This window comes from Streptomyces sp. NPDC000229 (genome assembly GCF_040300825.1).
In the GTDB taxonomy this organism is placed as follows: domain Bacteria; phylum Actinomycetota; class Actinomycetes; order Streptomycetales; family Streptomycetaceae; genus Streptomyces.
Genome location: NZ_JBEPEL010000016.1, coordinates 34497 through 56147 on the forward strand (window position 1 = coordinate 34497; position 21651 = coordinate 56147).

The 21651-nt window shown below is 72.0% G+C and carries 16 protein-coding genes and 1 pseudogene; 8 read left to right on the forward strand and 9 right to left on the reverse strand.

From position 1 onward, the window contains the following. Positions 1–75: 75 nt before the first annotated feature. On the reverse strand, positions 76–420 hold the full coding sequence (locus ABT360_RS11515; RefSeq protein WP_351814007.1) for a hypothetical protein: 345 nt from the start codon (positions 418–420) through the stop codon (positions 76–78). 155 nt (positions 421–575) lie between these two features. On the opposite strand from ABT360_RS11515, the gene ABT360_RS11520 reads away from it, so the two are divergent. Continuing rightward, positions 576–1631 (forward strand): lipoate--protein ligase family protein, encoded by a 1056-nt coding sequence (locus tag ABT360_RS11520; RefSeq protein WP_351813899.1) that lies wholly within the window; start codon positions 576–578, stop codon positions 1629–1631. A 473-nt stretch (positions 1632–2104) separates the two neighbouring features. Here the strand turns inward: ABT360_RS11520 and ABT360_RS11525 are convergent, their stop codons facing one another. Continuing rightward, complete coding sequence (locus ABT360_RS11525; RefSeq protein WP_351814009.1) at positions 2105–2932, reverse strand: alpha/beta fold hydrolase; 828 nt, start codon at positions 2930–2932, stop codon at positions 2105–2107. 175 nt (positions 2933–3107) lie between these two features. On the opposite strand from ABT360_RS11525, the pseudogene ABT360_RS35380 reads away from it, so the two are divergent. Further along, a pseudogene (locus ABT360_RS35380) lies at positions 3108–3392 on the forward strand (N-acyl homoserine lactonase family protein); the annotation flags it as partial. Positions 3393–3452: 60 nt separating this feature from the next. On the opposite strand, the gene ABT360_RS11530 reads toward ABT360_RS35380, so the two are convergent. Then, entirely contained in the window at positions 3453–7349 is a 3897-nt protein-coding gene (locus ABT360_RS11530; protein ID WP_351813901.1) for an nSTAND1 domain-containing NTPase, read from the reverse strand. A 496-nt stretch (positions 7350–7845) separates the two neighbouring features. On the opposite strand from ABT360_RS11530, the gene ABT360_RS11535 reads away from it, so the two are divergent. From ABT360_RS11535 to ABT360_RS11550, 4 genes are all read left to right on the forward strand, one after another. After that, positions 7846–8544: a glycoside hydrolase family 16 protein gene (locus tag ABT360_RS11535; RefSeq protein WP_351813903.1), complete on the forward strand. Its 699-nt coding sequence runs from the start codon at positions 7846–7848 to the stop codon at positions 8542–8544. A 5-nt stretch (positions 8545–8549) separates the two neighbouring features. Beyond that, on the forward strand, positions 8550–9077 hold the full coding sequence (locus ABT360_RS11540) for a hypothetical protein (protein ID WP_351813905.1): 528 nt from the start codon (positions 8550–8552) through the stop codon (positions 9075–9077). 6 nt (positions 9078–9083) lie between these two features. Beyond that, entirely contained in the window at positions 9084–10550 is a 1467-nt protein-coding gene (locus ABT360_RS11545) for a hypothetical protein (protein WP_351813907.1), read from the forward strand. 106 nt (positions 10551–10656) lie between these two features. Further along, positions 10657–11079: a DUF6461 domain-containing protein gene (locus tag ABT360_RS11550; RefSeq protein WP_351813908.1), complete on the forward strand. Its 423-nt coding sequence runs from the start codon at positions 10657–10659 to the stop codon at positions 11077–11079. A 162-nt stretch (positions 11080–11241) separates the two neighbouring features. Here ABT360_RS11550 and ABT360_RS11555 read toward each other — a convergent pair whose 3' ends face one another. Together ABT360_RS11555 and uppS are read right to left on the reverse strand one after the other, a co-directional pair. Continuing rightward, on the reverse strand, positions 11242–12711 hold the full coding sequence (locus ABT360_RS11555) for an oxygenase MpaB family protein (protein ID WP_351813909.1): 1470 nt from the start codon (positions 12709–12711) through the stop codon (positions 11242–11244). Beyond that, positions 12708–13394, reverse strand: coding sequence for a polyprenyl diphosphate synthase (gene uppS / locus ABT360_RS11560; RefSeq protein WP_444852222.1), 687 nt, complete (start codon positions 13392–13394; stop codon positions 12708–12710). The genes ABT360_RS11555 and uppS overlap by 4 nt, the downstream gene beginning before the upstream one ends. Positions 13395–13918: 524 nt before the next feature. Between uppS and ABT360_RS11565 the strand changes: the two genes are divergently transcribed. Together ABT360_RS11565 and ABT360_RS11570 are read left to right on the forward strand one after the other, a co-directional pair. Further along, positions 13919–14323, forward strand: coding sequence for a hypothetical protein (locus ABT360_RS11565; protein WP_351813910.1), 405 nt, complete (start codon positions 13919–13921; stop codon positions 14321–14323). 390 nt (positions 14324–14713) lie between these two features. Further along, complete coding sequence (locus ABT360_RS11570) at positions 14714–16633, forward strand: hypothetical protein (protein WP_351813911.1); 1920 nt, start codon at positions 14714–14716, stop codon at positions 16631–16633. Between the two features lie 412 nt (positions 16634–17045). Here the strand turns inward: ABT360_RS11570 and ABT360_RS11575 are convergent, their stop codons facing one another. From ABT360_RS11575 to ABT360_RS11590, 4 genes are read right to left on the reverse strand one after another with little or no spacing between them, the layout of a single operon-like run. Next, positions 17046–18047: a TIGR03842 family LLM class F420-dependent oxidoreductase gene (locus ABT360_RS11575; RefSeq protein WP_351813913.1), complete on the reverse strand. Its 1002-nt coding sequence runs from the start codon at positions 18045–18047 to the stop codon at positions 17046–17048. A 10-nt stretch (positions 18048–18057) separates the two neighbouring features. After that, positions 18058–19464 (reverse strand): dihydropyrimidinase, encoded by a 1407-nt coding sequence (hydA, locus tag ABT360_RS11580; protein WP_351813915.1) that lies wholly within the window; start codon positions 19462–19464, stop codon positions 18058–18060. A gap of 20 nt (positions 19465–19484) precedes the next feature. Continuing rightward, a complete protein-coding gene (locus ABT360_RS11585; protein WP_351813917.1) occupies positions 19485–20783 on the reverse strand; it encodes an aspartate aminotransferase family protein in 1299 nt (432 codons plus the stop codon). Beyond that, complete coding sequence (locus ABT360_RS11590; protein WP_351813919.1) at positions 20780–21622, reverse strand: nitrilase-related carbon-nitrogen hydrolase; 843 nt, start codon at positions 21620–21622, stop codon at positions 20780–20782. Before ABT360_RS11590 ends, ABT360_RS11585 begins: the two co-directional genes overlap by 4 nt. Positions 21623–21651: the final 29 nt, after the last annotated feature.

A 21651-nucleotide genomic window follows, 5' to 3' on the forward strand; every position in this document is an offset into this window, starting at 1 on the left:
TGAAAGGTGAAAGTCCCGCAGGAACCACAACACGGGCCTCACGACGTACCGGGGGAGAATCCGACCGGGATTCGGTCAGATGCGGCGCACCCGCGCAGCGATCCCATGCCCGAGCAGAAGGTAAATCGCCGCGGGCAGCCCGTAATTGAGGATAACGCGCAGACTTTCGGCCTCCATGGTGAAGATGTCCTGGGACCAGGCGGCCAGCCAGTCCGCCACGCTGTGCACAAAACCGACGAAGACATTCGCCTGATTGGCGTCGAGCAGGTGGAGCAGGATCCAGAGGACCAGAAATCCTGCGGCGATGTCCGCAATCGTGTGAATGGCCAAGGCCGCCCGGTTCGCCCCGACGCCGTCGCCATTGCGCACGGGGGTGTTCCGGCCGGGGCCATAGGGGGTGTAGGCGTCGTTTACGGGCATGGGTTCACGGGGATTGTTCATGCCCTGATCGCTTGCCTCGCCCAACGGCGCGAAACACCTTTCAAACCTACTGTTCGATATCGATTTTCGGACCGCCGCCAGCCGGGCATAGGCTGACATGACGGTTTATTCGGGGGCGGACGGGAGGCGTGGACGTGCACGGCGAATACAAGGTTCCGGGCGGCAAGCTCGTGGTCGTCGACCTCGACGCGGAGGACGGGGTACTGCGCCGGGTGAGGGTCGGCGGGGACTTCTTCCTGGAGCCCGACGAGGCGCTGCTCGCCATCGACCGGGCCCTGGAGGGTGCGCCCGCCGACACCGACGCGTCGGGGCTCGCCGCCCGGATCGACGCGGCACTGCCTCCCGGGACGCAGATGTTCGGGCTCACCACCGAGGGCATCGGGGTCGCCGTCCGGCGCGCCCTGGCCCACGCCACCGACTGGACCGACTACGACTGGCAACTCGTCCACGACGGAGCCCAGCCGCCCGCCCTGCACATGGCGCTCGACGAGGTCCTCACCGGCGAGGTCGCCGCGGGGCGCCGTCCCCCGACGCTGCGGGTGTGGGAGTGGGGCGCACCGGCCGTGGTGATCGGCAGTTTCCAGTCGCTGCGCAACGAGGTGGACGCGGAGGCCGCCGAGCGGCACGGCATCACCGTCGTACGCCGGATCAGCGGCGGCGGGGCCATGTTCATCGAGCCCGGCAACACCATCACGTACTCGCTCTCCGTCCCCGACGCCCTGGTCCAGGGGCTGTCCTTCACGGACAGCTACGCCTATCTCGACGACTGGGTGCTGGGCGCGCTCGGCGACATGGGCATCAAGGCCTGGTACCAGCCGCTGAACGACATTGCCACCGAGGCGGGCAAGATCGCCGGGGCGGCGCAGAAGCGGCTGGCCGGCGGGGACGGGGCCGTCCTGCATCACGTGACCATGGCGTACGACATCGACGCCGACAAGATGACGGAGGTGCTGCGCATCGGCCGGGAGAAGCTCTCCGACAAGGGCACCAGGAGCGCGAAGAAGCGCGTCGATCCACTGCGCCGCCAGACGGGCCTCCCGCGGGGGACGGTGATCGAGAAGATGATCGGCTCGTTCCGGGAGCGCTACGGCCTGTCCGAGGGCATGGTCACGGACGACGAGATGGCACGCGCGCGTGAGCTGGCCCGGACGAAGTTCAGCTCGTCGGAGTGGACGGCCCGGGTGCCGTAACCGTTCCGGCGGGACCTGTTGGCATGCCTACGGTCCTGGCTGGATCCAGTGATCCGGTGATCCGGTGATCCGCGAGTTTGCGGATCGCCCAGCGGGGGGTGAAGGGCTTGCGGGGTTCGGTCGGGCGGGTGGTGGCCGTCCGGATGACGGCGTGCTCGCGTGAGCGTTCAGCCGGCGGGGACGGCCTCCCGCCCCCTGACCCGCACGCCGAGCGGGAAACCGCCGCGCACATACCGTGACACGAGGTGCTCCTCCCCCGGCTCCCCGCGCACATCGAGAAGCGCGGGCCACAGCGGATCGCCCCAGGCGCGTACGTCGTCGAGGAGTCGGCGACTCCGTCGCCCGGGGGACGCGCGCGCTGGTCGTGGCGACGGAACTCCGTGAACGGGCAGGCGCGGAGCCGGGTGGCGGCGCGTACACCACTGCCGGCCGGGGACGGTGACCGTGCCACCATCGGCTCGTGCCGGGACGCGTCAGGTGAGGAATTCCAGCAGCGCGGCCAGCAATTGCGCGGGCGCGTCCAGCGGCACGAGATGCCCGGCGCCGGGGATGATCCGCAGACGGGCGTCAGGGATCAACGAGGCCAGCTCATGGGCCTTGGCGACGGGAATCCAGGAGTCCTCCTCACCCCAGCACACCGTCACCGGGATGCCGATGCCCGGGTAGAGCTTCTGGACCTCGTCGGTGTAGCGCTGGTCCGCTTGGGCGATCTGCCGGTAGAACGCCGCCTGTCCCGTCCGGTCCGTCCAGGGCGCCGTGAGGGCTTCGGCCGCGTCCGAGCGGAGTCCCCGGTGGCTGGCCGAGCCGATGTACTCCTGGACGAGCGCGCGGTGGAGGGCAGGTGGCAACTGCTCGAAGACGGGGGCGTTCTCCCCGACCAGCCGGAAGAACGGCGAGCCCCACGGCGCGAGCGCCACCGGGTCGACGAGGGCCAGCCGCCGGTAGGAGACCTGGTGCAGCAGGTGGGCCCGGAGGGCGACACAGCCACCGAAGTCGTGAGCGACGACGGACGGGGCCGACACCTGCCAGTGCTCCATGAGCTCGGCGAAGACCAGGCCCTGCGCGGCGAGGGAGACGTCCTGGCCCTCGGCCTTCTCGGACGCGCCGTAGCCCGGCATGTCCCAGAAGAAGACCTGGTGGCCCCCGGCGGCGAGCGCGGGGGCGATCTCCCCCCATACGTACGAGGAGAACGGAGTGCCGTGCAGCAGCACGACGGGCTCTCCGTCCGCCGGCCCGAACCGTTCCCACCGGACCTCGCCCGACCTGCTCTCGAAGACCTTGCCCAACTGCCAGGCGTCCACCGCGCGGCTCCTTCCGTCCTCACCGCTCCTGCCCCGAGCCACGTCTGCCAAGCTCCTTGCAGAGCCTGTCATTTCGGACCCGGGTGGTGACCCGGCCACCAGTTCCATCGCTCAACCCGGGCGTATCCGCACCGTCGTCCTCACCGTCGTGGCGGGTGGCGATCCCGCGCCATTGCTCAGCGGCGAGGCGGAGGCGTGGCCGGGCGTGTGGATCATCCCCACGCCCGGCCACACGGACGGCCACCAGTCCCTGGTCGTCCGGCAGCCGCGAGCACGGTGGTCCTCCCCGGTCGGGCGCACGACTTCGCCTCCCCGTACGGCTCCGGCCACCTCGCCCGGCGCGCCGTACGCGACGCGTCGCCCTCGCCCCTGCCCGCCTGGCGGCCCGGGATGGGCCGGCTCTCCGCGTTCGACCCGGCGCCGGGTGCTCTTCACCCCAAGGACCGCGCGGTCCGGGTAGCCGGCACGGTTCCCGCTCCTGGTCCACCGGACCCGGCGTACCACGGCGACCCGCATGGGCTCACGGGGTGTCGCACACCGTCCGGTGCCCGAGTCGCGGCAGGTGCACTTCCCATTCGGCGCGGGTGAGCACACCGCCGGTGTGGTCGCAGATGTAGTCCGCCGCGCGGTCCGTGTCCAGCAGCCACACCCGGGCCGTCAGGTCGTAGCCGGCGGAGGCAAGGCTGTCGCCCTCCGGGCTGAACGCGACGGAGGTGACGGTGTCGAGGTGTCCGGTGAGTTCCCCGCCGACGGGCTCGGCGCGGTCCGGTTGTGCCACGTCCCACAGCCGGACCGTGTGGTCACTGCTGCCGGTGGCCAGTGTCTTCCCGTCGGGCGAGTAGGCCACCGCCCTGACCGGCCCGCGGTGTCCGTCCAGTTCCTCTCCGGCCTGCCGGGCGCGGTCCGGCCGGCGTACGTCCCACAGCCGTACCGCGCGGTCCTCGCCGCCGGTGGCCAGCGTCTTGCCGTCCGGGGCGAAGGCGACAGCGTTGACCGACTCGTCGTCCCCGGTGAGAGCCGCACCGGCGGGCCGCGCGCGCGTCGGGTCGTGCACGTGCCACAGCCGCACCGTGCCGTCCTCGCCGCCGCTGGCCAGCGTCTTCCCGTCCGGGGCGAAGGCGACGGAGCGGACGGCGTCCCCGTGGCCGCGCAGCGGTGCGCCGAGCGGCCGTACACGGTCCGCCCGGCGCACGTCCCACAGCCGCACCGTGCCGTCCTCGCCGCCGGTGGCCAGTGTGCGGCCGGTCCGGGCGAATGCGACGGTGAGGGTGCCGCCGTCGTGCGCGTACAGCGGTTCGCCGAGCGGGACCGGACGTTCGGGCGCGGAGACGTCCCACAGCCGTACGGTGCCGTCCAGCGAGCCGCCGGCCACCGTGCGGCTGTCCGGGGCGAACGCGACGGCCAGCACCTCGTCCTCGTGGCCGGTGAGCATCCGCGGGATCCGGCGCGGGCGGCCCGGCTCTGCGACGTCCCACAGGCGAATCAGCGCGTCGTCGGTGCTGGCGGCGGCGAGCAGGCGGCCGTCGGGGCTGTGGGCGACGGCGGTCAGCGGGTTGGTGAAGTCCGTGAGAACGGTCGGCGGCCGGTGCCAGAGGTGGACGCTGCGGTCGGCGCCGGTGCTGGCGAGGGTACGGCCGTCGGGGCTGAAGGCCACCTCCCACACGGCCTCCGTGTGGCCCGCCAGTGGCTCCCCGAGCTGCTGCGGATATTCGGGGTTGGCCACGTTCCACAGGATCGGCGTGTTGTCCTCGCCCGCGCTCGCCAGGGTGCGGCCGTCGGAGCTGAAGGCCACCGACATGACGGGCGCGGTGTGCTCGGTGAGCGGATCGCCCAGCGGCCGGGCGCGGCCCGGGTCGGACACGTCCCACATCCGTACGGTGTCGTCGAAGCCAGCCGTGGCCAGCGTCCGGCCGTCCGGGGAGAAGGCCACCGTCCAGACGGAGGCGGTGTGTTCGCGCAGCGGCTCGCCGAGCGGCTCGATCCCGCCCTCCTCGCCGATGCGCCACATCCGTACGGCACCGTCGAAGCCCGCCGTGGCCAGGGTGGCCCCGTTCGGGGCGAACGCGACGGCACGGACGCTGCCTTCCTCGGACGCGTCGGCCTCGACGGGCTCGCCGAGCGGTGTGAAGCGGCCCGGGTCGCTCAGGTCCCACAGCCGTACGGTCCCGTCGTCCCCGGCGGTGGCCAGTGTGCGGCCGTCGGGGGCGAACGCGACGGAGACGACGTTCTCTTCGTCGTGGCTCACCAGCGGTCGGCCGACGGAGCGGGGCCGCTCCCGGTCGTGTGCGTCCCACACCTGGATGCCGCCGCCTTTCCCGGTCGCCGCCAGGAGACCACCGCCCTGTGGTGCGAAGGCGACCGCGCCGACCGGGCCCGTAAGGAATCGCAGCGGTTTCCCCAACGGCTTCCCCAGACCTCCGCGCCGGTCCGCCGGCCCTGGCCGTGCGGCGGTGTCCCACAGCCGGACCGTGCCGTCGTGGCCGCCGCTGGCAAGGGTGCGGCCGTCGGGCGCGTACGCCACGGAGCTGGCGAGACCGGCGTGGCCGGGCAGCCGGGTGGCCAGCGTCCGGCCCGCGTCCGAGGCCAGCCGGGTCCGGGTGTCCGGGGTGGCGCGCATGTTGTGCGCGGCGACGTCGAGGCGGCCGGCCAGCCCTGCGTCGATCTCGCGGACGCTGTCGGCCTCGGTGGTGAGGCGGCCGAAGACGGCTTCGTCCCGTTCGGCCTGCGCGGTGGCGCGCGCCTGGAGGGCGACCACGGCGGTGCCGGTGGCGAGCAGCCCGAGAGCGGCGAGTACGGCCACGACCGTACGCCGCAGTCGCGCGGCGCGGTGCCGGCGGCGGAGCGAGGCGGTGAGGAACTGCTGTTCCAGAGGCGTGAGCTCGACGCCGCGGCGGTTCGCCCCGTCGTCCCGGGCCTTCGCCGCGGTTCCGTTCGACCGGGCGGCGTCCTCCGGGAAGGCGTCGCGGGCATCGTCCAGCCGGGTGCCCGCGTAGAGGGCGGCGCTCTCCCGGCCGAGCGCCTGCCAGGTGCGTGCCGCCTCGGAGAGCGCGCGGTGGACGCGCAGCCGGTCGCGTTCGCCGTCGATCCATGCGCGCAGCCGGGGCCAGGCGGTGATGAGGACTTCGTGGGCGAGGTCGACGGTGCCGTCGTCGAACGTGATGAGGCGGCTGCGGACCAGGCGTTCCAGCACCACGCGGGTGTCGGCGGGACTGCCGAAGTCGAGCTCCGCGTGCTCGGTGGGGCGGCGCGTGTCCGCCGCCCCGTCGCCGGGCGTGATGAGCCGGAGCAGCACACGGCGGGCCACCTCGGCCTGGGACGGGGTGAATTCGCCGTACACCTGCTCGGCCGTACGGACGACGGCGCCGTGCAGTCCGCCGGCCGCCTCGTACGCGGCCTCCGTCAGCACCCGGCCACTGCGGTGGCGCCAGGTCTCCAGCAGGGCGTGCGACATCATCGGCAGCCCGCCCGGGGCGCCCTCGACCTCGTCGAGAAGACGGTCGGTCAGGGAGCGTTCGACGATCAGGCCGTCCGCGGCGGCCGGGCGCACGATGGCCTCCCGCAGCTCCGCGCGGCTCATCGGCCCGACGAGCAGCGTGGCGCCCTGCAACGCGGCGGTGAGGCCGGGGTGTTCGGCGCAGCGGCCGAGGAAGTCGGCCCGCACCGCGATGAGGACGCGCAACCGGCTGTCGGCGTCGGTGGCGGCGACGAGGCGGTCGATGAAGGCGTCCCGGTCGGCCGGGTCGGCGCCGAGGGTGTACAGCTCCTCGAACTGGTCGACGAGCAGCCAGGTGTCGGCCTCGGTGCCGGGCACGGGCATGAGGCGGTCGGCGTGCGTGCGCAGCGGGTCGAGGCCGGGCGTGAAGATCCGTACGGCCGCCGGAGCGGTCTCGCGGTTCCCGTCGCCCGCGTCCTCGGGTGGGGTGCGCAGCCGGGGGATCAGGCCGGCGCGCAACAGTGAGGACTTGCCGCTGCCGGAGGGGCCGAAGACGGCGGTGAGGCGGTGCTTGCGGGTCAGTCCGGTCAGCCGTTCCAGGAGCTGGTCGCGGCCGAAGAAGAGGTCGGCGTCAGCCGGTTCGAACCGGGTCAGGCCGCGGTACGGCGGCCGGGACTTCTCGTCACCGGACGCCTCGGCGGCGAGCTCGGCCGACACCTCGCGCCAGCGCCGCTCCCACTCGATCACGTCACCGCCGCACGCCTCCACATAAGCGAGCGCCACCGCTCGGGTGGGCAGCTGCTTCCCGGCCGCCGCCTGCGACAAGGTGGTCACTCCGTACCGCGTCCGCTGAGCCATGGCCCGGTACGTGGGCTTCCCCGCGGCCTCGCGCAGCGCCCGCAGTCCGGCGGCGAACCGCTGCACCGGTCCAGCCTCCGGGTCCAGCTCACCCTCGGTGCGGCCCGGCCCCGGCTGTCCCGACACGCGCCCGCCCCCTCGCTCCGCCGAGACGCCACCCGGGCATCACCCAGTGCGCCTGCTCGGGTGCCCACGGTAGGAAGCCGGGCGGTACGACCGCAACCGAACTGCCGGGTAACTGCTGGTGGGACACGGGCGTTCGCCCCGTCTTCCCGATGAACCGCGGCAGGTTCGCCCCGCCGGTGTGCGCCTCCGATTGTTCGGCGCCGGGACAGGGCCTGCTGAACAACGGCGTACGGCGGTCGAATGGCCGAGGGCAGTGGCCCGGAACGGCCACGGCACGGCCCGAGCCCGGGCAAAGGGGGGAGGGCTCGGGCCGCCCCCTCACCCATGCGACAGGCAGAAGGAGATGCATGTACGGACGACCTCGCGCCCGGCCCCTCGCCGTGGGGTTCGCAGCGGCTGCCCTGGTGGTGACCTCCGCGACGACCACGACGAACGCCGGTCCGGCGCGGCCGTCGACGGCCGCCGAACGGTACGGTTGGGGCGCCCCGCTGCCCGAGTGGTCGGACGAGTTCGGCTACGGCTCCGAGGCGGACCCGCCGTACCCGACCGCGAGAAGTGGCGCCTGGCGGGTGGCGGCCCCGGCGCGTGCTGGCCCGGCCACAGCGACAACGGCCGCCGCTGCGACGTCAATACGCGGGTCGTCGGCGGCGCACTGCGCATGACCGGCGAGGCGAACGGCGACAGCGGATGGCTCGCCTCGCCGTACGGACAGCGGTACGGCCGCTGGGAGGCGCGCGTACGCTCCCGGGCCACCGCCCCCGGCAACGGGCGGCAGTACCACCCGCTGCTGATCCTCTGGCCGGACTCCGGCGAGCATCCGCAGGACGGTGAGTACGACTACCTGGAGAACGGCGCCCCCGGTGAGCCGTGCGCCGAGGCGTTCCTGCACTACCCGCACCCGGGGGGCGTGCCCGTGCAGCAGGAGTTCGCGCAGAAGTGCGGCGTGGACCTGTCGCGGTGGCACAACGTCGCCGTCGAGTGGACCGCGGACCATCTGCGCGGCTTCATCGACGGAGAGGAGTGGTTCCGCTTCTCCGGCGGCGCAAACGCGGACCGCGACTGCATCCAGTGCGCCCCTTCCATGCACCAGACCATCCAGCTCGACACCTTCTACGGGGACGACCTGCAGAGCGCCGTCCACGAAGTCGACTGGGCCCGGGTCTACGACCTGCCGGACAACGAAAGTGTGAGGTGATCCCCATGCAGGACTTCTCCCCCCGGAGCGGCCCGGACGGCCCGGCCGGGCCGTCCGGCCCCCCGGGTCAGTCCGGCGAACCCCGTCCGTCCGAGGCGGCGCGCTTCTCCGGGGCCCTCGTCTTCGTGCTCGTGGTCGTCGTCGCGCACGCGGTGGGCACCGCCTTCGGCGGCTGGGCGGTACTCGACGAGAACTACAGCAAGCGGGAGCACGGGCAGGACCTGATCATGCCGATGGGCCTGGCCTGGTTCGTGGCGCTGTTCTGCTGGGGACTGGCGGCGCTTCAGGTCGCCTGCGCCGTCCTGGCCGGCCGGCGCCGTCCCTGGATCCGTGTGGTGCTGGCCGCGTGCCTGACCTTCGTGGCGTGCTCGATGTTCCTCGCCTTCATCGGCTCTCTGGCCTCCGGAGCGCCCAGTCCGGCGGTGCTGCTGGTCTTCTGCATCGACGGGGCGGCCCTGTGGGTGGTGCTCGGCCGGACCGCCCGCCGCTGGTTCTCCGTACGCGGCCCGGCTCCCACTTCGCCTCGAGGATGACGGCCCATGGACTACTCGACGTACGAACACGACCCGTACCGGCCGCCCGGCGAGCCGCCGGAGCCGCCCGTGTCACCCCGGCCGCCCGAGCCGCCCGCCCCGGCCCCGTGCGACCCGGTGGCGGCCGCGATCGGCAACGCCTCGCTGCTCGGCATCGGCTATCTGCTGCTGGGCCACCGGCGGCCGGCCGCGATCGCCGTGCTCGGCACCGGCGTGCTTCTCGAACTCACCGCCGCGACCGCCGAGGTCTGGTGTGAGCTTCTGCTGCTCCTGTGGTGGGCAGTCTGCACGGCCCACGGCTGGTTCCTGGCCCGCGGGCGCGAGCATGTCCCACGGCGGGCGCAGCGCACCGGCACCCTCGCCGTCACGGTCGCGGTCCTGCTGACCGCCGTGGTGCTGCGCGTCGAGGCGCACGGCATCGAGAACCGGGTGAACGAGGCCCGCGAGGCCGGTGACTGCGACGGAGTCTTCGCCGCGCAGAGCGAGGTGTGGTCCGGCCACCGCGTGGCGGGAGCGACAGTGGTCGAACCCGGCGACGCGGTGGTGGAGACCTGCCAACGGCTGGAGCGCGCCGCGTCCACGCTGTACGACGCCGGGCAGTCCGGGGACCTGAAGAAACTGGAGCAAGGCTTCGGCGTCCTCGCCCACGTCCTGGCGGAGCCCGGCCACGAGAAGACGGTCCAAACGGTCCTGAACACCTTCCTCGACGCCCTGCCCACTGCGGACGCCTGTGACACCGCCGACATCGCCGGCTGGCTCCGCACCCGCGAGCCCACCCGTGACGTCCTGGACCGGTCCGCCGACGCCGCGACGCGTACGGAACCCGCGGCGCTGGCCGGATGCGGCGACGCCCTGATGGACGAGGAGAACTGGAAACAGGCACAGGTGCGCTACCAGCGGCTTCTCGACGCGTATCCGGACGAGCCGCTCACCGGCAAGGCACGCAGCGGCGTGAAGAAGGCGGGCCTGGCCATCGAACTCGACGAGGTGCGGGCTCTGATCGCGGCCACCCACGGCGCGACGTCCGGCTACTGCGACAAACCCGCCAAATACAGCGCCGCCCCGCCGTACCGCAAAGGGGCCAACCGCGCGCTGTTCCTCGGCGACACCGAGTACACCGGCAAACTCCCCGGCGCTTGGCGCACCGACGACCCGACGAAGGCGGCGCTCGTGGTCTGCGCGGAGACGGCGAAGAACGGCACCGCCGTCGAGTCCTGCTATTACGAGAACGACAAGTCCGTCCACCTCCCCCACCGAGTCACCTTCCACAAGGTCAAGATCCCACTGAAGGTCTACGAGCTGCGCACCGGTAAACGCGTCGGTCCACGCTCGGTGCAGATCAGCGGCGGAAGCTGCCCGGCCGTCCTGCGCTACGAGTACTACGGCACGTACGACTACGGACCCGGCGACCAGTTCGTCTCCACCACCGACTCCGACGTACGGGACGCCTTCCGCCCGATCGTCACCCGCTGACCTGTCCTTGCCGAGCGCGACCCGGCTGCACGCACACGCAGGTGAACGGGAGGCTGAGCGGTTCGGGGAAGAAAGGGTGTCAGTGGTGGCGGACAGACTGTGGTGCATGACTTCGGTGACCGCGCAGGACTACGCCTGGATACGTTCCTCCTGGTACGAGGCCGGTGAGCTTCGGACCGGCTTCGAATGGCCCACCGACAGGTACGGCAGCACCCCGGACGACCTGGTCCCCGTGATGCGTGAGATCGGCTTCGGCCTGACCGAGAAGGAGGACCGCACCGGCCCGAGCACCGACACCAAGGCGGCGGTCCTCGCTCTCGCCGAGCGACTGACGGGCGTACGGCTCACGGAGGAGCTGCTCAAGGACGCCGCGTACTCACACGCCGGCCAAGGCCCTGACGGGTGGTGCCACGCGTCCCCTCCCCGTGCTCGCCGATCGTCATCCGGCCTGCTGCGCGCCCTGCGCGAAGCCGACCGGGCCACGTCCTGCTCGACGGCACCCTGGGAGTTCGGCGGGCGACGGTCATGAAGCAGGGAACTGCGGACGGGTTTCGTTGTGTTGCCACCTGGCCGGCGACGCTGCCAGAGCGACACCCTGCCGCTCGAGGAAGTTTCGCGGGCACCTGAGCCGCAAGTCGGGACGTGGAGTGCCGGAGCGTGCACGCCGTGGCCGCCCACGTGCACTGGTTCGTCAGGCGTCGGCGAGAAGAGGGTCGTACGGGGTGCTTGTGCGGCGGCCCGACATGAAGGAGAGAAAGTCGCCCACGAAGGCGCTTTGGCCGTAGGCGCCGTCGGTGGTGATGAGGTCGCGGTGGAAGGCGGTGCGGAAGAGGGTCCGGTACTCGTCGGCGTCGATGGACCCGCTGCCGTCCTTGTCGGTGGCGGCGAAGAGCACTTCCGCGACGCGGATGAGCGCGGGTCCGGCGAGGGAGGGGACGGCGGCGGCGTACTCGTCGGCGCTGACGCGGCCGTCGCCGTCGGTGTCGAGGGCGGCCTGGAGCTCGCGCCACCAGGCGGCGAAGGCGTCGTAGAGCCGGGTCTCCTCGGGTTCGTCCAGGTCGAGGCGGGTGGACAGTTCGCGGGCCATGGCGGCGAGGTCGGGCCAGTCGAGGTGGCCGTCGCCGGTCTGGTCCAGCACCTGGCGGAAGAACTCCTCCGCCGAGCGTCGGCCCTCCCCCGTGCCCGCCGAAGGCGCCGGGTCCGGCCCGGGGTGGGCGTCGCCGCCCAGCGGTGTGAGGAGGCGGAGCAGGGCCGATGCCCGTTTCATGCGGGCGCCCAGGGCGGCCACGGTGCGGGCGCGCGGGTCGTCGCTGCCGGGTGAGAGCGAGAGGACCTCGATGATGCTCTCGGCGTTGATCCAGCCCTCGGGCAGGAAGCGGGCGAGCCCGGCGGCGAGGTAGGCGCCCTGCATGAGGGTGGGGGCGCCGGGCATCTCCGGCAGGCCGGCCCGGCGCCGGTACGACTCGGGGAGCGAGGCGACGGTGATGGCGCCAAGCAGCGGACCGGCGACAGCGCGGCCGGCCGCCCACAGTGTCGGCGCGCCGTCGAGCAGCGCCGGGGCGGGCAGGTGGTCGAAGAGCCGGTAGAGGATGACGCGGGCCGCCTCGGTGTTCTCCAGCTCGTTCTCGACGACCCGGTCGAAGTAATTCCAGAAGTCGTGCAGTTCCTCGGGGAGCTCCCCGGCGTCGCCGTCGAGCGCGGCGAGGTAGGCGCGGTACTCCGCGTACATCCGCTCCATCGTGTCCTGGTCGAGCGGCTGGCCGCTCAGCCGGCACATGGTGACGGCGCTCTCGAAGAGGGTGGCGACCACCCAGGCGCGGGTCGCGCGGTCCATCGCGTCGTAGGCGCGGCCGCGGGAGTCGGAGCCGCTCATGCGGGCGTGCAGCCGGTTGAGCCTGGCGGCCTCCCGTTCACGTACCGCCGGGTCGGCGCCGAACATGCGCCGCATGCTGAGGATGGTGTTGCGCAGCCGGCGCCAGGGGTGAGCAACGAAAGTGGAGTTGTCGACGAGCGCGGCGCCGATCTGCGGGTGAGCGGCCTCCAGCACGGTGGCACGGATCACGGCCAGCGCCCAGCGCGGGTCGTCGAAGAAGGAGCGGAACTGCGATTTCGCCCCGAACAGAGGCTTCTCGTCGGCCGTTCCCGTGGTTCCGGTCGTCATGATGGGTCTCCGTTCGTCCGGGGGGCCACGCCGCCGAAGCGACGGTCGCGACGCCGGTAGGTGTGCAGGCAGGCGAGGAAGTCGGGGGCCCGGAAGTCCGGCCAGAGCACCTCGGGGAAGACCCACTCGGCGTAGGCGACCTGCCAGAGCATGAAGTTGGAGATGCGCTGCTCGCCGGAGGTGCGGATGACCAGGTCCACGTCGGGGGTGTCGGGGAACGGCAGGTGGTCCGCGAAGAGCCGCTCGGTCACCTCTTCGGCGGGCGTCCCGCTGCGGATCAGCGACTTTGCGGCCTCGACGATGTCCCGCCGCCCGCCATGGTCGAAGGCGACGGTCAGCGTCATCACCCGGTTGTCGGCGGTCAGCGTCGTCAGGTCGTCGAAATCCCGGGCCAATTGACAGGGGATGCGCGGGTCGGCGACCCCGAGGAAGCGGCAGCGGATGCCGCGGGCGAGCAGCAGCGGCGCATGCTTCCGCACGACCCGGCGGACCAAGCACATCAGGTAGTCGACCTCGGTACCAGGGCGGTTCCAGTTCTCGGTGGAGAAGGCGTACAGGCTGAGCCACCCGACGCCGGCGGTTCGGGCCGCCTCGATGATGTCGATGACGGTGGTCTCCGCGGCCCGGTGGCCCGCCGTGCGGGGAAGCGAACGCCGCTGCGCCCAGCGGCCGTTGCCGTCCATCACGCAGGCCACGTGCCGCGGCACCGCACGCGCCGGCCCGCCGGCCCGCCGCTGCTCGTCGCCGTACTGTCGCCCGCCCGGCCGGTCCTCCGTCGCCGCGCGTGCGTGCGGGACGCCGTGGTCCGTCTCGCCCAGCCCCGTCTCGGCCTGCCCCGGCTCGCCCACTCCCGTCTCGCCCGGAGCGGCACGGTCGGCCCTACCGCGCTCGGTCACACCCACACCGTCTCGCCCCCGCCTCGCCCACACCCACGCCCCACCGGGGCGTTCCCTCCCAGAGTCTGACGGCGCGAAAGGCTTCTGACCGGCCAAACGGGTGGCCGTCACCCTTGGCTCATACGCCCGATTCCCTCGTTCCGGCACCGGGGGCTTTCTCCGATGACCGCGATCGACAACCTGATATCGGTTGCACCGCGCACTGCCGGCCACCCTCGACGCCGAAGTCACGGCTCGCGAGCTCCACGCGCACAAGGCCGGCTGGAACGACGCCTTGGTCGAGCCCCGCCGCCCTCCCGTACGATCCCGGCGTGAGAACTCTGTGGTGGATCGTCGCTCTCGGTGTGATCGCATTCAGCGCTTTCTTCTGGTCCATCGGCGGATCCGTCCACCTGGGCCTCGAGGAACACGCCCGCGGGCGCTACGGCCTTCCCGACGGCGGCGAGCGCTACACGTACGCCCTGTTCGCCGGCGGCGTGATCGCCTTGGGCTCCGTCATGCTCCTCGCCGATCGCCGCGTTCCCGGCTGGAAGATCCTGCTGCTACCCGCGTCCGGCCTCTGGTTCGGCGCCGCCTCCGTGCTGGTCCTGGGACAGCAGACCCGGCACTGGATCGCCGCCTGCGCGATGGGCGTCGCCGGGAGCGTGATGACGCTGGCCGCACTCCGGCGCGGACGCGCGAGCCAGTCGCCAACGGGCCGGCGCACCCCAGGCTGATCGTCAGGGTCACTCACCCGGCTCCCCACGGACCCGCACACCACGAAGCCCTTGCCCTCCCCGCAAGGGCTTCCTCGCAGATGGCGAAGAGCCTTGAACCGGACCTGGACGACCCACCGCTGGGACGAACGCCCGAACCGCTGCCCATGAGCACACGCCTACCCGCGCGACCTCTTATGGAGCGGTCGTGAGATTCCGCGGGTCAGCGGCCCCGTTCGTCGGGCGTCGTCTCGGTTCGTCGTTCTGAGGGCTCCCAGGTTTCGTAAGCTCGGCGACGTGACTCCTGAGAGCCGGCCCCGCGAGCGGACCCTGCCGAGTAAGTGCGCCATCGGTGATGGTGTCCTGGGCTGAGGGCCTTGTCCCCCCGTGAGTCGGTGGGATCATGACCGCGTGCCACGCCGATCGGAACTCCACGAACTGCTCGCATGCGCCGGACTCACGGTCGTCGAGGACATGCGCCCGGGTAGCTTGTTCCCGCCGGAGGCCGGCTGGCGGATCGCGCGGGGGATCGCGGCGCCGGACGTCGCGGTCCGGGAAGCGCTCGACGCCGCGTGGTGGCGCCGCCTTGCAGGTGTCGACGGTGAGTTCCTGGTAGCCGTCCTTGGACATCGGATCGGCGGCAACGACTCCTGCTGGACCCGGGTCCGCTACGCCGGCGGCGGGGTGCCGAGGCTGACCGGCGACCCCGGGTTCGTGGCGCTCTCCCTCGACGGGCAGGTGCTGCTGGCGGAGGTGCCCGGCGCGGACGGGCCTCGGGTGACGGCCCTGGACCGGCTGCCGGAGCGGCTGGAGGAGGCCGCCGCAGCCGCCGGGCGCGAGACGGAGGTCGAACGCGCCGAGGTGTGGGCAGCGGTGCCCGGCCGGCCGGCATGGCCCCTGCACTGGGCGGAAGGGATCGGGTCCAATCCGGCCGCACCGGACGAGCTGCTGATCCGGCTGCTGGATGTGGCGGAGGGCTTCCTCCACTGCTGCGACCGGCCCGCCGTACTCGACGCCGCCGTGACGCATCCCGATCCGCGGGTGCGCTCGACGCCCGCGGACACCTTCCGGCCCAAGCTCACGCCCGATCAGTGGGTACGCCTGGTCCGCGCCGAACCGTCGCCGAGCCGGCGCGTGCTCCGGGCCGGACATGCCTGCGCCTGGGGTGTCGAACTCCCCGGGGACCTGTACGACGAGCTCCTCGCCGGTCCGTCCCGCGCTCGGGCCGCCGAACTCCCCGGGCTCCCCGCGCACCACCTCCCCAGCCTCGCGGCCGACGCCGATCCCCGGGTGCGGGCAACTGCCTGCGCCCGGTGGGAAGACCTCGCCGCGCCGCTGCGGACGCGGCTGCTGGCGGACACCGACGACGCGGTGCGCACGGCGGCGCTGCTCGCCCACCACACCCGCGTTCCCATGCCTCGCGAGGTCTTCGCCGCGCTGCCCGAGCCCCGGCACGCGCTCGAACAGTGCCGTCTCTCGCCCGAGCTGGAGGCGGAGCTGGTCCGGGACGGGGACGCGGAAGTACGCCGAGCACTGGCCGCGAACCCGCAGCTCGGTGCGCACAGCGTCGCCGTCCTGGCGGAGGACCCGGACAACGACATCCGCTCGGCGGTGGCACTGCGGCCCGACCTCAACGAGGAGCAGCGTGCCGCGGTGCGCTACGACTTCGACCCGACGTCGATGTCGCGCACTCTGCCCTGGGTCGAAGACCTGCACGGTGAGGCCGACGCAATGCGCCGCCTCGCCGTATCGTCCCATCCGCTCATCCGGCGAAGCGTGGCCCGTGCCCGGCGCCTTCCACCGGACGTCGCGGAGCGTCTGGCGCGGGACGAGGACCGGACGGTCCACCTGTTCCTCGCCGAATCATGCGACGACGCGCCGGCCTGGATGCTGCTGGAGGTCTGGCGCTGGTGGGACGGCAGCCTCACTCACCCCGACCGCCCCCGCAGCCACCCCAACTTCCCCCGTACGGGCCTGCTGCGCTACGTCGACGACCCCGATGGGCGTATGCGCCGTCTGGCCCTGGACGATCCGAATTCCACGTCTGCCGACGTCGCACGTCTCGCCCGCGACCCAGAAGCCGAGGTGCGCCGCCGCGCGGCCGAGGACCCCCGGCTGTCACCGGCCGACGCGGTGCGGCTGCTGAACGACCCAGCGGCCCACGTCCGCGGGACCGCGATGCGCCATGCCCGGCTGCCGGCCCGCGTCCTTGCCGGGCTGTTGCACGACCGCGACACGGCAGGCGCGGCGGTCACCAATCCGGCGATCCCGGTCCCCGTCCTGCACCGCATCCTCGCCGCGGCCGCGGCAGCCGTGGCAGCCCGGCGCTGAAACATCGCCACCCCGCAGGGCGGCCGTGGCGGTCTGCCCTGACCTCCGGGACATCCCCGTCCAGGCGGCCCCCTGCCGCGTCTGCCTTGGGCCTGGTACGTCATGGTCCCGGTGTGACAGATGATTCCGTCTCGGTGACTTTCAGCTCGTTGTGGCATCTGAAGGCACTGCATCGCCTGGTGATGAACCGGAAGTTCGACGGTCCCGACGACGTTTTCTTCGGCAGCCCTGATCTCGCGACCGCGCAGCACGCGGTCCTCAACTCACCTACCGGGAGTGGCGTTGCCGGCTCCGCTGATACCGCGGGACCGCCGCGAGGCCGTCAGCGGGCGGCCCAGGGCGGCAGACCGCCAGGTCGTCAAAGGGATGGTCCACAAGATCCCTCTGGCATCCGGTGGCCTGCTGCGGACTGTCAGCCCCCGAGCCCGGGGATGATGTCGGAGCCGTACGCGTCGATCGTCGCTTCCCTCGCGTCGTGCATGGCGTACACGGCGAAGTGGTCGACTCCCAGGGCCCGCAGCGCCTTCAGTTTCGCGATGTGGGCGGCCGGTGGGCCGAGGAGGCAGAAGCGGTCGACGATCTCGTCGGGGACGAAGTCGGTGGACGGGTTCCCGGCGCGGCCGTGGTGGCTGTAGTCGTAGCCCTGACGGGCCTTGATGTAGTCGGTGAGGGCCTCCGGCACCAGGCCGGAGTGCTCGCCGTACCGGCTCACCAGGTCCGCCACGTGGTTGCCGACCATGCCGCCGAACCAGCGGCACTGGTCGCGCGCGTGCGCCAGGTCGTCGCCCACGTACGCGGGCGCGGCGACGCAGATGGTCACCGAGGCCGGGTCGCGGCCGGCTTCCTCGGCGGACTTGCGCACCGTCTTGACCATCCACTCCGTGAGGAACGGGTCGGCCAGCTGGAGGATGAAACCGTCCGCCTTCTGCCCGGCGAGGGCCAGCGCCTTGGGGCCGTACGCCGCCATCCACACCGGGAGCTTCCCGTTCCGCACCCAGGGGATCCGGACCGGTTGCCCGTCGACGAGCGCCTCCCGGCCCTCCGCCAGGTCCCGGATGACGTCGATCGCCTCACCGAGACGGGCCAGGGTGTTGGGCTTGCGGCCCGCGACGCGCATGGCGGAGTCGCCGCGGCCGATGCCGCAGACGGTGCGGTTGCCGAACATGTCGTTGAGGGTGGCGAAGGTGGAGGCGGTCACCTCCCACGTCCGGGTGCCCGGGTTGGTGACCATCGGGCCGACGCGGAGCTTCGTCGTGTGTTCGAGGATCTGGCTGTAGATGACGAAGGGCTCCTGCCAGAGCACGGCCGAGTCGAAGGTCCAGCCGTAGCGGAAGCCGTTGCGCTCCGCACGCCGCATGAGTCCGACGACCTGCGACGCGGGCGGGTCGGTCTGCAGAACGAGTCCGAAGTCCATGCCGGGGCTCCTAGTTCAGGTACTGGCAGGTGGAGCGCGGCGTATACACGCCGTGCCCCGCCCGGCCGACAAAGCGGCGGTCTTCCATGACCGGTTCGCCGCGGGACAGGACGGTCTCGACGCGTCCGGTGACCCGTTTGCCCTCGTACGCCGAGTAGTCGACGTTCATGTGGTGGGTCTCGGCGGAGATGACCTGCTCGGTGTGCGGGTCGTAGATCACGACGTCGGCGTCCGTGCCGGGGGCGATGGTGCCCTTCTTCGGATAGAGGCCGAACATCCGGGCCGGGGTGGCGCAGGCGATCTCGATCCAGCGCCGGCGGCTGATGTGCCCATCAACAACAGCCTGGTGCAGCAGGTCCATCCGGTTCTCCACGCCCGGCAGGCCGTTGGGGATCTTCGAAAAGTCGCCGCGGCCCAGCTCCTTCTGCCCGCTGAAGCAGAACGGGCAGTGGTCGGTGGAGACGACTTGGAGGTCGTTGGTGCGCAGCCCGCGCCACAGCGCCGCCTGGTGCTCGCGCGGCCTCAGCGGGGTACTGCACACGTACTTGGCGCCCTCGAAGCCCGGCTCGGCGAGGTTGTCCGTGGACAGGAACAGGTACTGCGGGCAGGTCTCGCCGAACACCGGCAGGCCCTTGTCGCGGGCGGCGGCGAGCTCGGCGACGGCCTCCTCGGCCGATACGTGGACGACATACAGGGGTGCGCCCGCGACGCGCGCGAGCTGGATGGCGCGGTGCGTGGCCTCCGCCTCCAGCAGCACCTTGCGGACCTCGCCGTGGTAGCGGGGGTCGGTCTCGCCGCGGGCGAGGGCCTGTTCGACGAGGACGTCGATGGCGATGCCGTTCTCGGCGTGCATCATGATCAGCCCGCCGTTGACGGACGCGCGTTGCATGGCGCGCAGGATCTGCCCGTCGTCGCTGTAGAAGACGCCTGGGTAGGCCATGAAGAGCTTGAACGAGGTGACGCCCTCCTCCACCAGCAGGTCCATCTCCTTGAGGGAGGACTCGTTCACATCGGAGAGGATCATGTGGAAGGCGTAGTCGATGGCGCACTTGCCGTCGGCCTTGGCGTGCCAGGCGTCGAGGCCGTCGCGCAGCGCGTGTCCCATGGACTGGACGGCGAAGTCGACGATGGTGGTGGTGCCGCCCCAGGCGGCCGCGCGGGTGCCGGTCTCGAAGTCGTCGGAGGCGAAGGTCCCGCCGAAGGGCAGTTCCATGTGGGTGTGGGCGTCGACGCCGCCCGGGATCACGTACTTGTCGGTGGCGTCGATCGTCCGCTCGGCGGTCCACGAGGCGGAGACGGTGGAGCCGTGGGCGGCGAGCGCGGCGATGCGGCCGTCCTCGATCAGGATGTCGGCGTGGGTCTCGTCGGTGGCGGTGATGACGAGGCCGCCTCGGACGAGGGTGCGGGTGGTGCTCATGGGTGGGTCGCCCCCTTGGGTCAGATCGAGTGCAGGGCCCGTTCGAGGATCGCGGCGCCTTCCTCGGCCTCGGCGACGGTCAGGGAGAGCGGCGGGGCGATGCGCAGGGCGCTGGTGTTGTGGCCGCCGCCCTTTCCGATGAGCAGGCCGCCTTCGCGGGCCGCTTCGAGGACGGCGGCCGCCGCTTGCGGGTGGGCCTCGTCCGAGCCGGGTTTCACCAGTTCGATGCCGATCATCAGGCCGCGGCCGCGCACTTCCCGTACGCAGCCGACGCCGGCGCCCACGGCGCGCAGCCGCTCGATGAGCAGCCCGCCGACGCGCCGGGCGTTGCCCTGGAGGTCGTGTTCGAGGAGGTAGGAGAGGTTGGCGAGACCGGCGGCCATGGTGACGGGTGAGCCGCCGAAGGTGGAGATGGAGTTGGCGTTCAGGCAGTTCATGACCTCCGCGCGGGCGACGACGCCGCCGATGGACATGCCGTTGCCGATGCCCTTGGCGAAGGTGAGCATGTCGGGCGGGCCGCTCGCGGCGTGGGCCTGCCAGCCCCAGAAGTGCTCGCCGGTGCGGCCCCAGCCGGTCTGCACCTCGTCGGCGACCCACAGGATGCCGCGGGGCGCGAGGACCTCACGGAAGGCCGCGTACAGCCCGTCCGGTGGGGAGGTGAAGCCGCCGACGCCCTGGATGGGCTCGGCGATCAGCGCGGCGACGTCACCGGTGTGCCCCAGCAGGTCTTCGAGGTCGGCGACGCAGGCCTCGATGAACCGGGCGTCGCTCAGGTGCGCGTAGGGGCCCCGGCCGCGGACGCCGCCGTGCACGTACAGCGTCTGGAGCGGGGAGAGGGTGGTCGGTGTCCAGGCGCGGTTGCCGGTGACGGAGACCGTGGAGAAGGAGCGGCCGTGGTAGCTGTTGCGCATCGCCAGGATCTGGTTGGTGCGCCGGTGGGCGGTGGCCAGCAGCAGGGCGGTGTCGTTCGCCTCCGTGCCGGAGGTGGTGAAGAAGACCCGGGCGTCCGGGATGCCGGAGAGGTGCGCGATGCGCTCGGCGAGCTCCACCATGGGGCGGTTGAGGTAGAGGGTGGAGGAGTGGATGATCCGCCCGGCCTGTTCGGTGACGGCCTTGGTGACTTCGGGCAGGGCGTGGGCGGTCATGGTGGTGAGGATGCCGCCGAAGAAGTCGAGGTAGCGCTTGCCGCCGGCGTCCCAGACGTAACGGCCCTCGCCGTGGGTGATCTCGATGGGGTCCTGGTAGTAGAGCGAGACCCAGTCGGGGATGACGGCCTTGTGGCGTGCGTACAGGTCGGTGGCGTGGAGGTCGGTCGTCACGGCTGCACCAGCCCCTCGTACGCGTCGGGCCGCCGGTCGCGGTAGAACGCCCAGGTCTGCCGTACGTCGTCGATAAGGCGGAAGTCGAGATCCCGGACGAGCAGCTCCTCCGCCTTGTCGGAGGCGACGTCACCGACGAACTGGCCGCGCGGGTCGACGAAGTAGCTGGTTCCGTAGAAGTCGTTGTCCCCGTACTCCTCCTGTCCGACGCGGTTGATGGCGGCGACGTAGTAGAGGTTGGCGACGGCCGCGGCGGGCTGCTCCAGCTGCCAGAGGTGGGAGGAGAGCCCTCGGTGGGTCGCGGAGGGGTTGTAGACCAGCTGGGCGCCGTTCAGGCCGAGTTGGCGCCAGCCCTCGGGGAAGTGGCGGTCGTAGCAGATGTAGACGCCGACGCGGCCCACGGCGGTGTCGAAGACCGGCCAGCCCAGGTTGCCGGGCCTGAAGTAGTACTTCTCCCAGAAACCCCTGACCTGGGGGATGTGGTGCTTGCGGTACTTGCCCAGGTACGAGCCGTCGGCGTCGATCACGGCGGCGGTGTTGTAGTAGAAGCCCGGGCCGTCGATCTCGAAGACCGGGACGACGATCACCATGCCGGTCTCCCGGGCGAGGTCCTGCATGCGCCGTACGGTCGGGCCGTCGGGGACGGCCTCGGCCCAGCGGTAGTGCTCCGGATCCTGGACCTGGCAGAAGTAGGGGGCGTTGAACACCTCCTGGAAACCGATGACCTTGGCGCCCTGCCGGGCCGCCTCCCGGGCGTGCTCCTCATGCTTGGCGATCATGGATTCGGTGTCGCCGGTCCAGGTCGCCTGGACGAGCGCGGCGCGCACGATGTGGGACATGAGCTGCTCCTTCGGCACGGCGTCAGAGA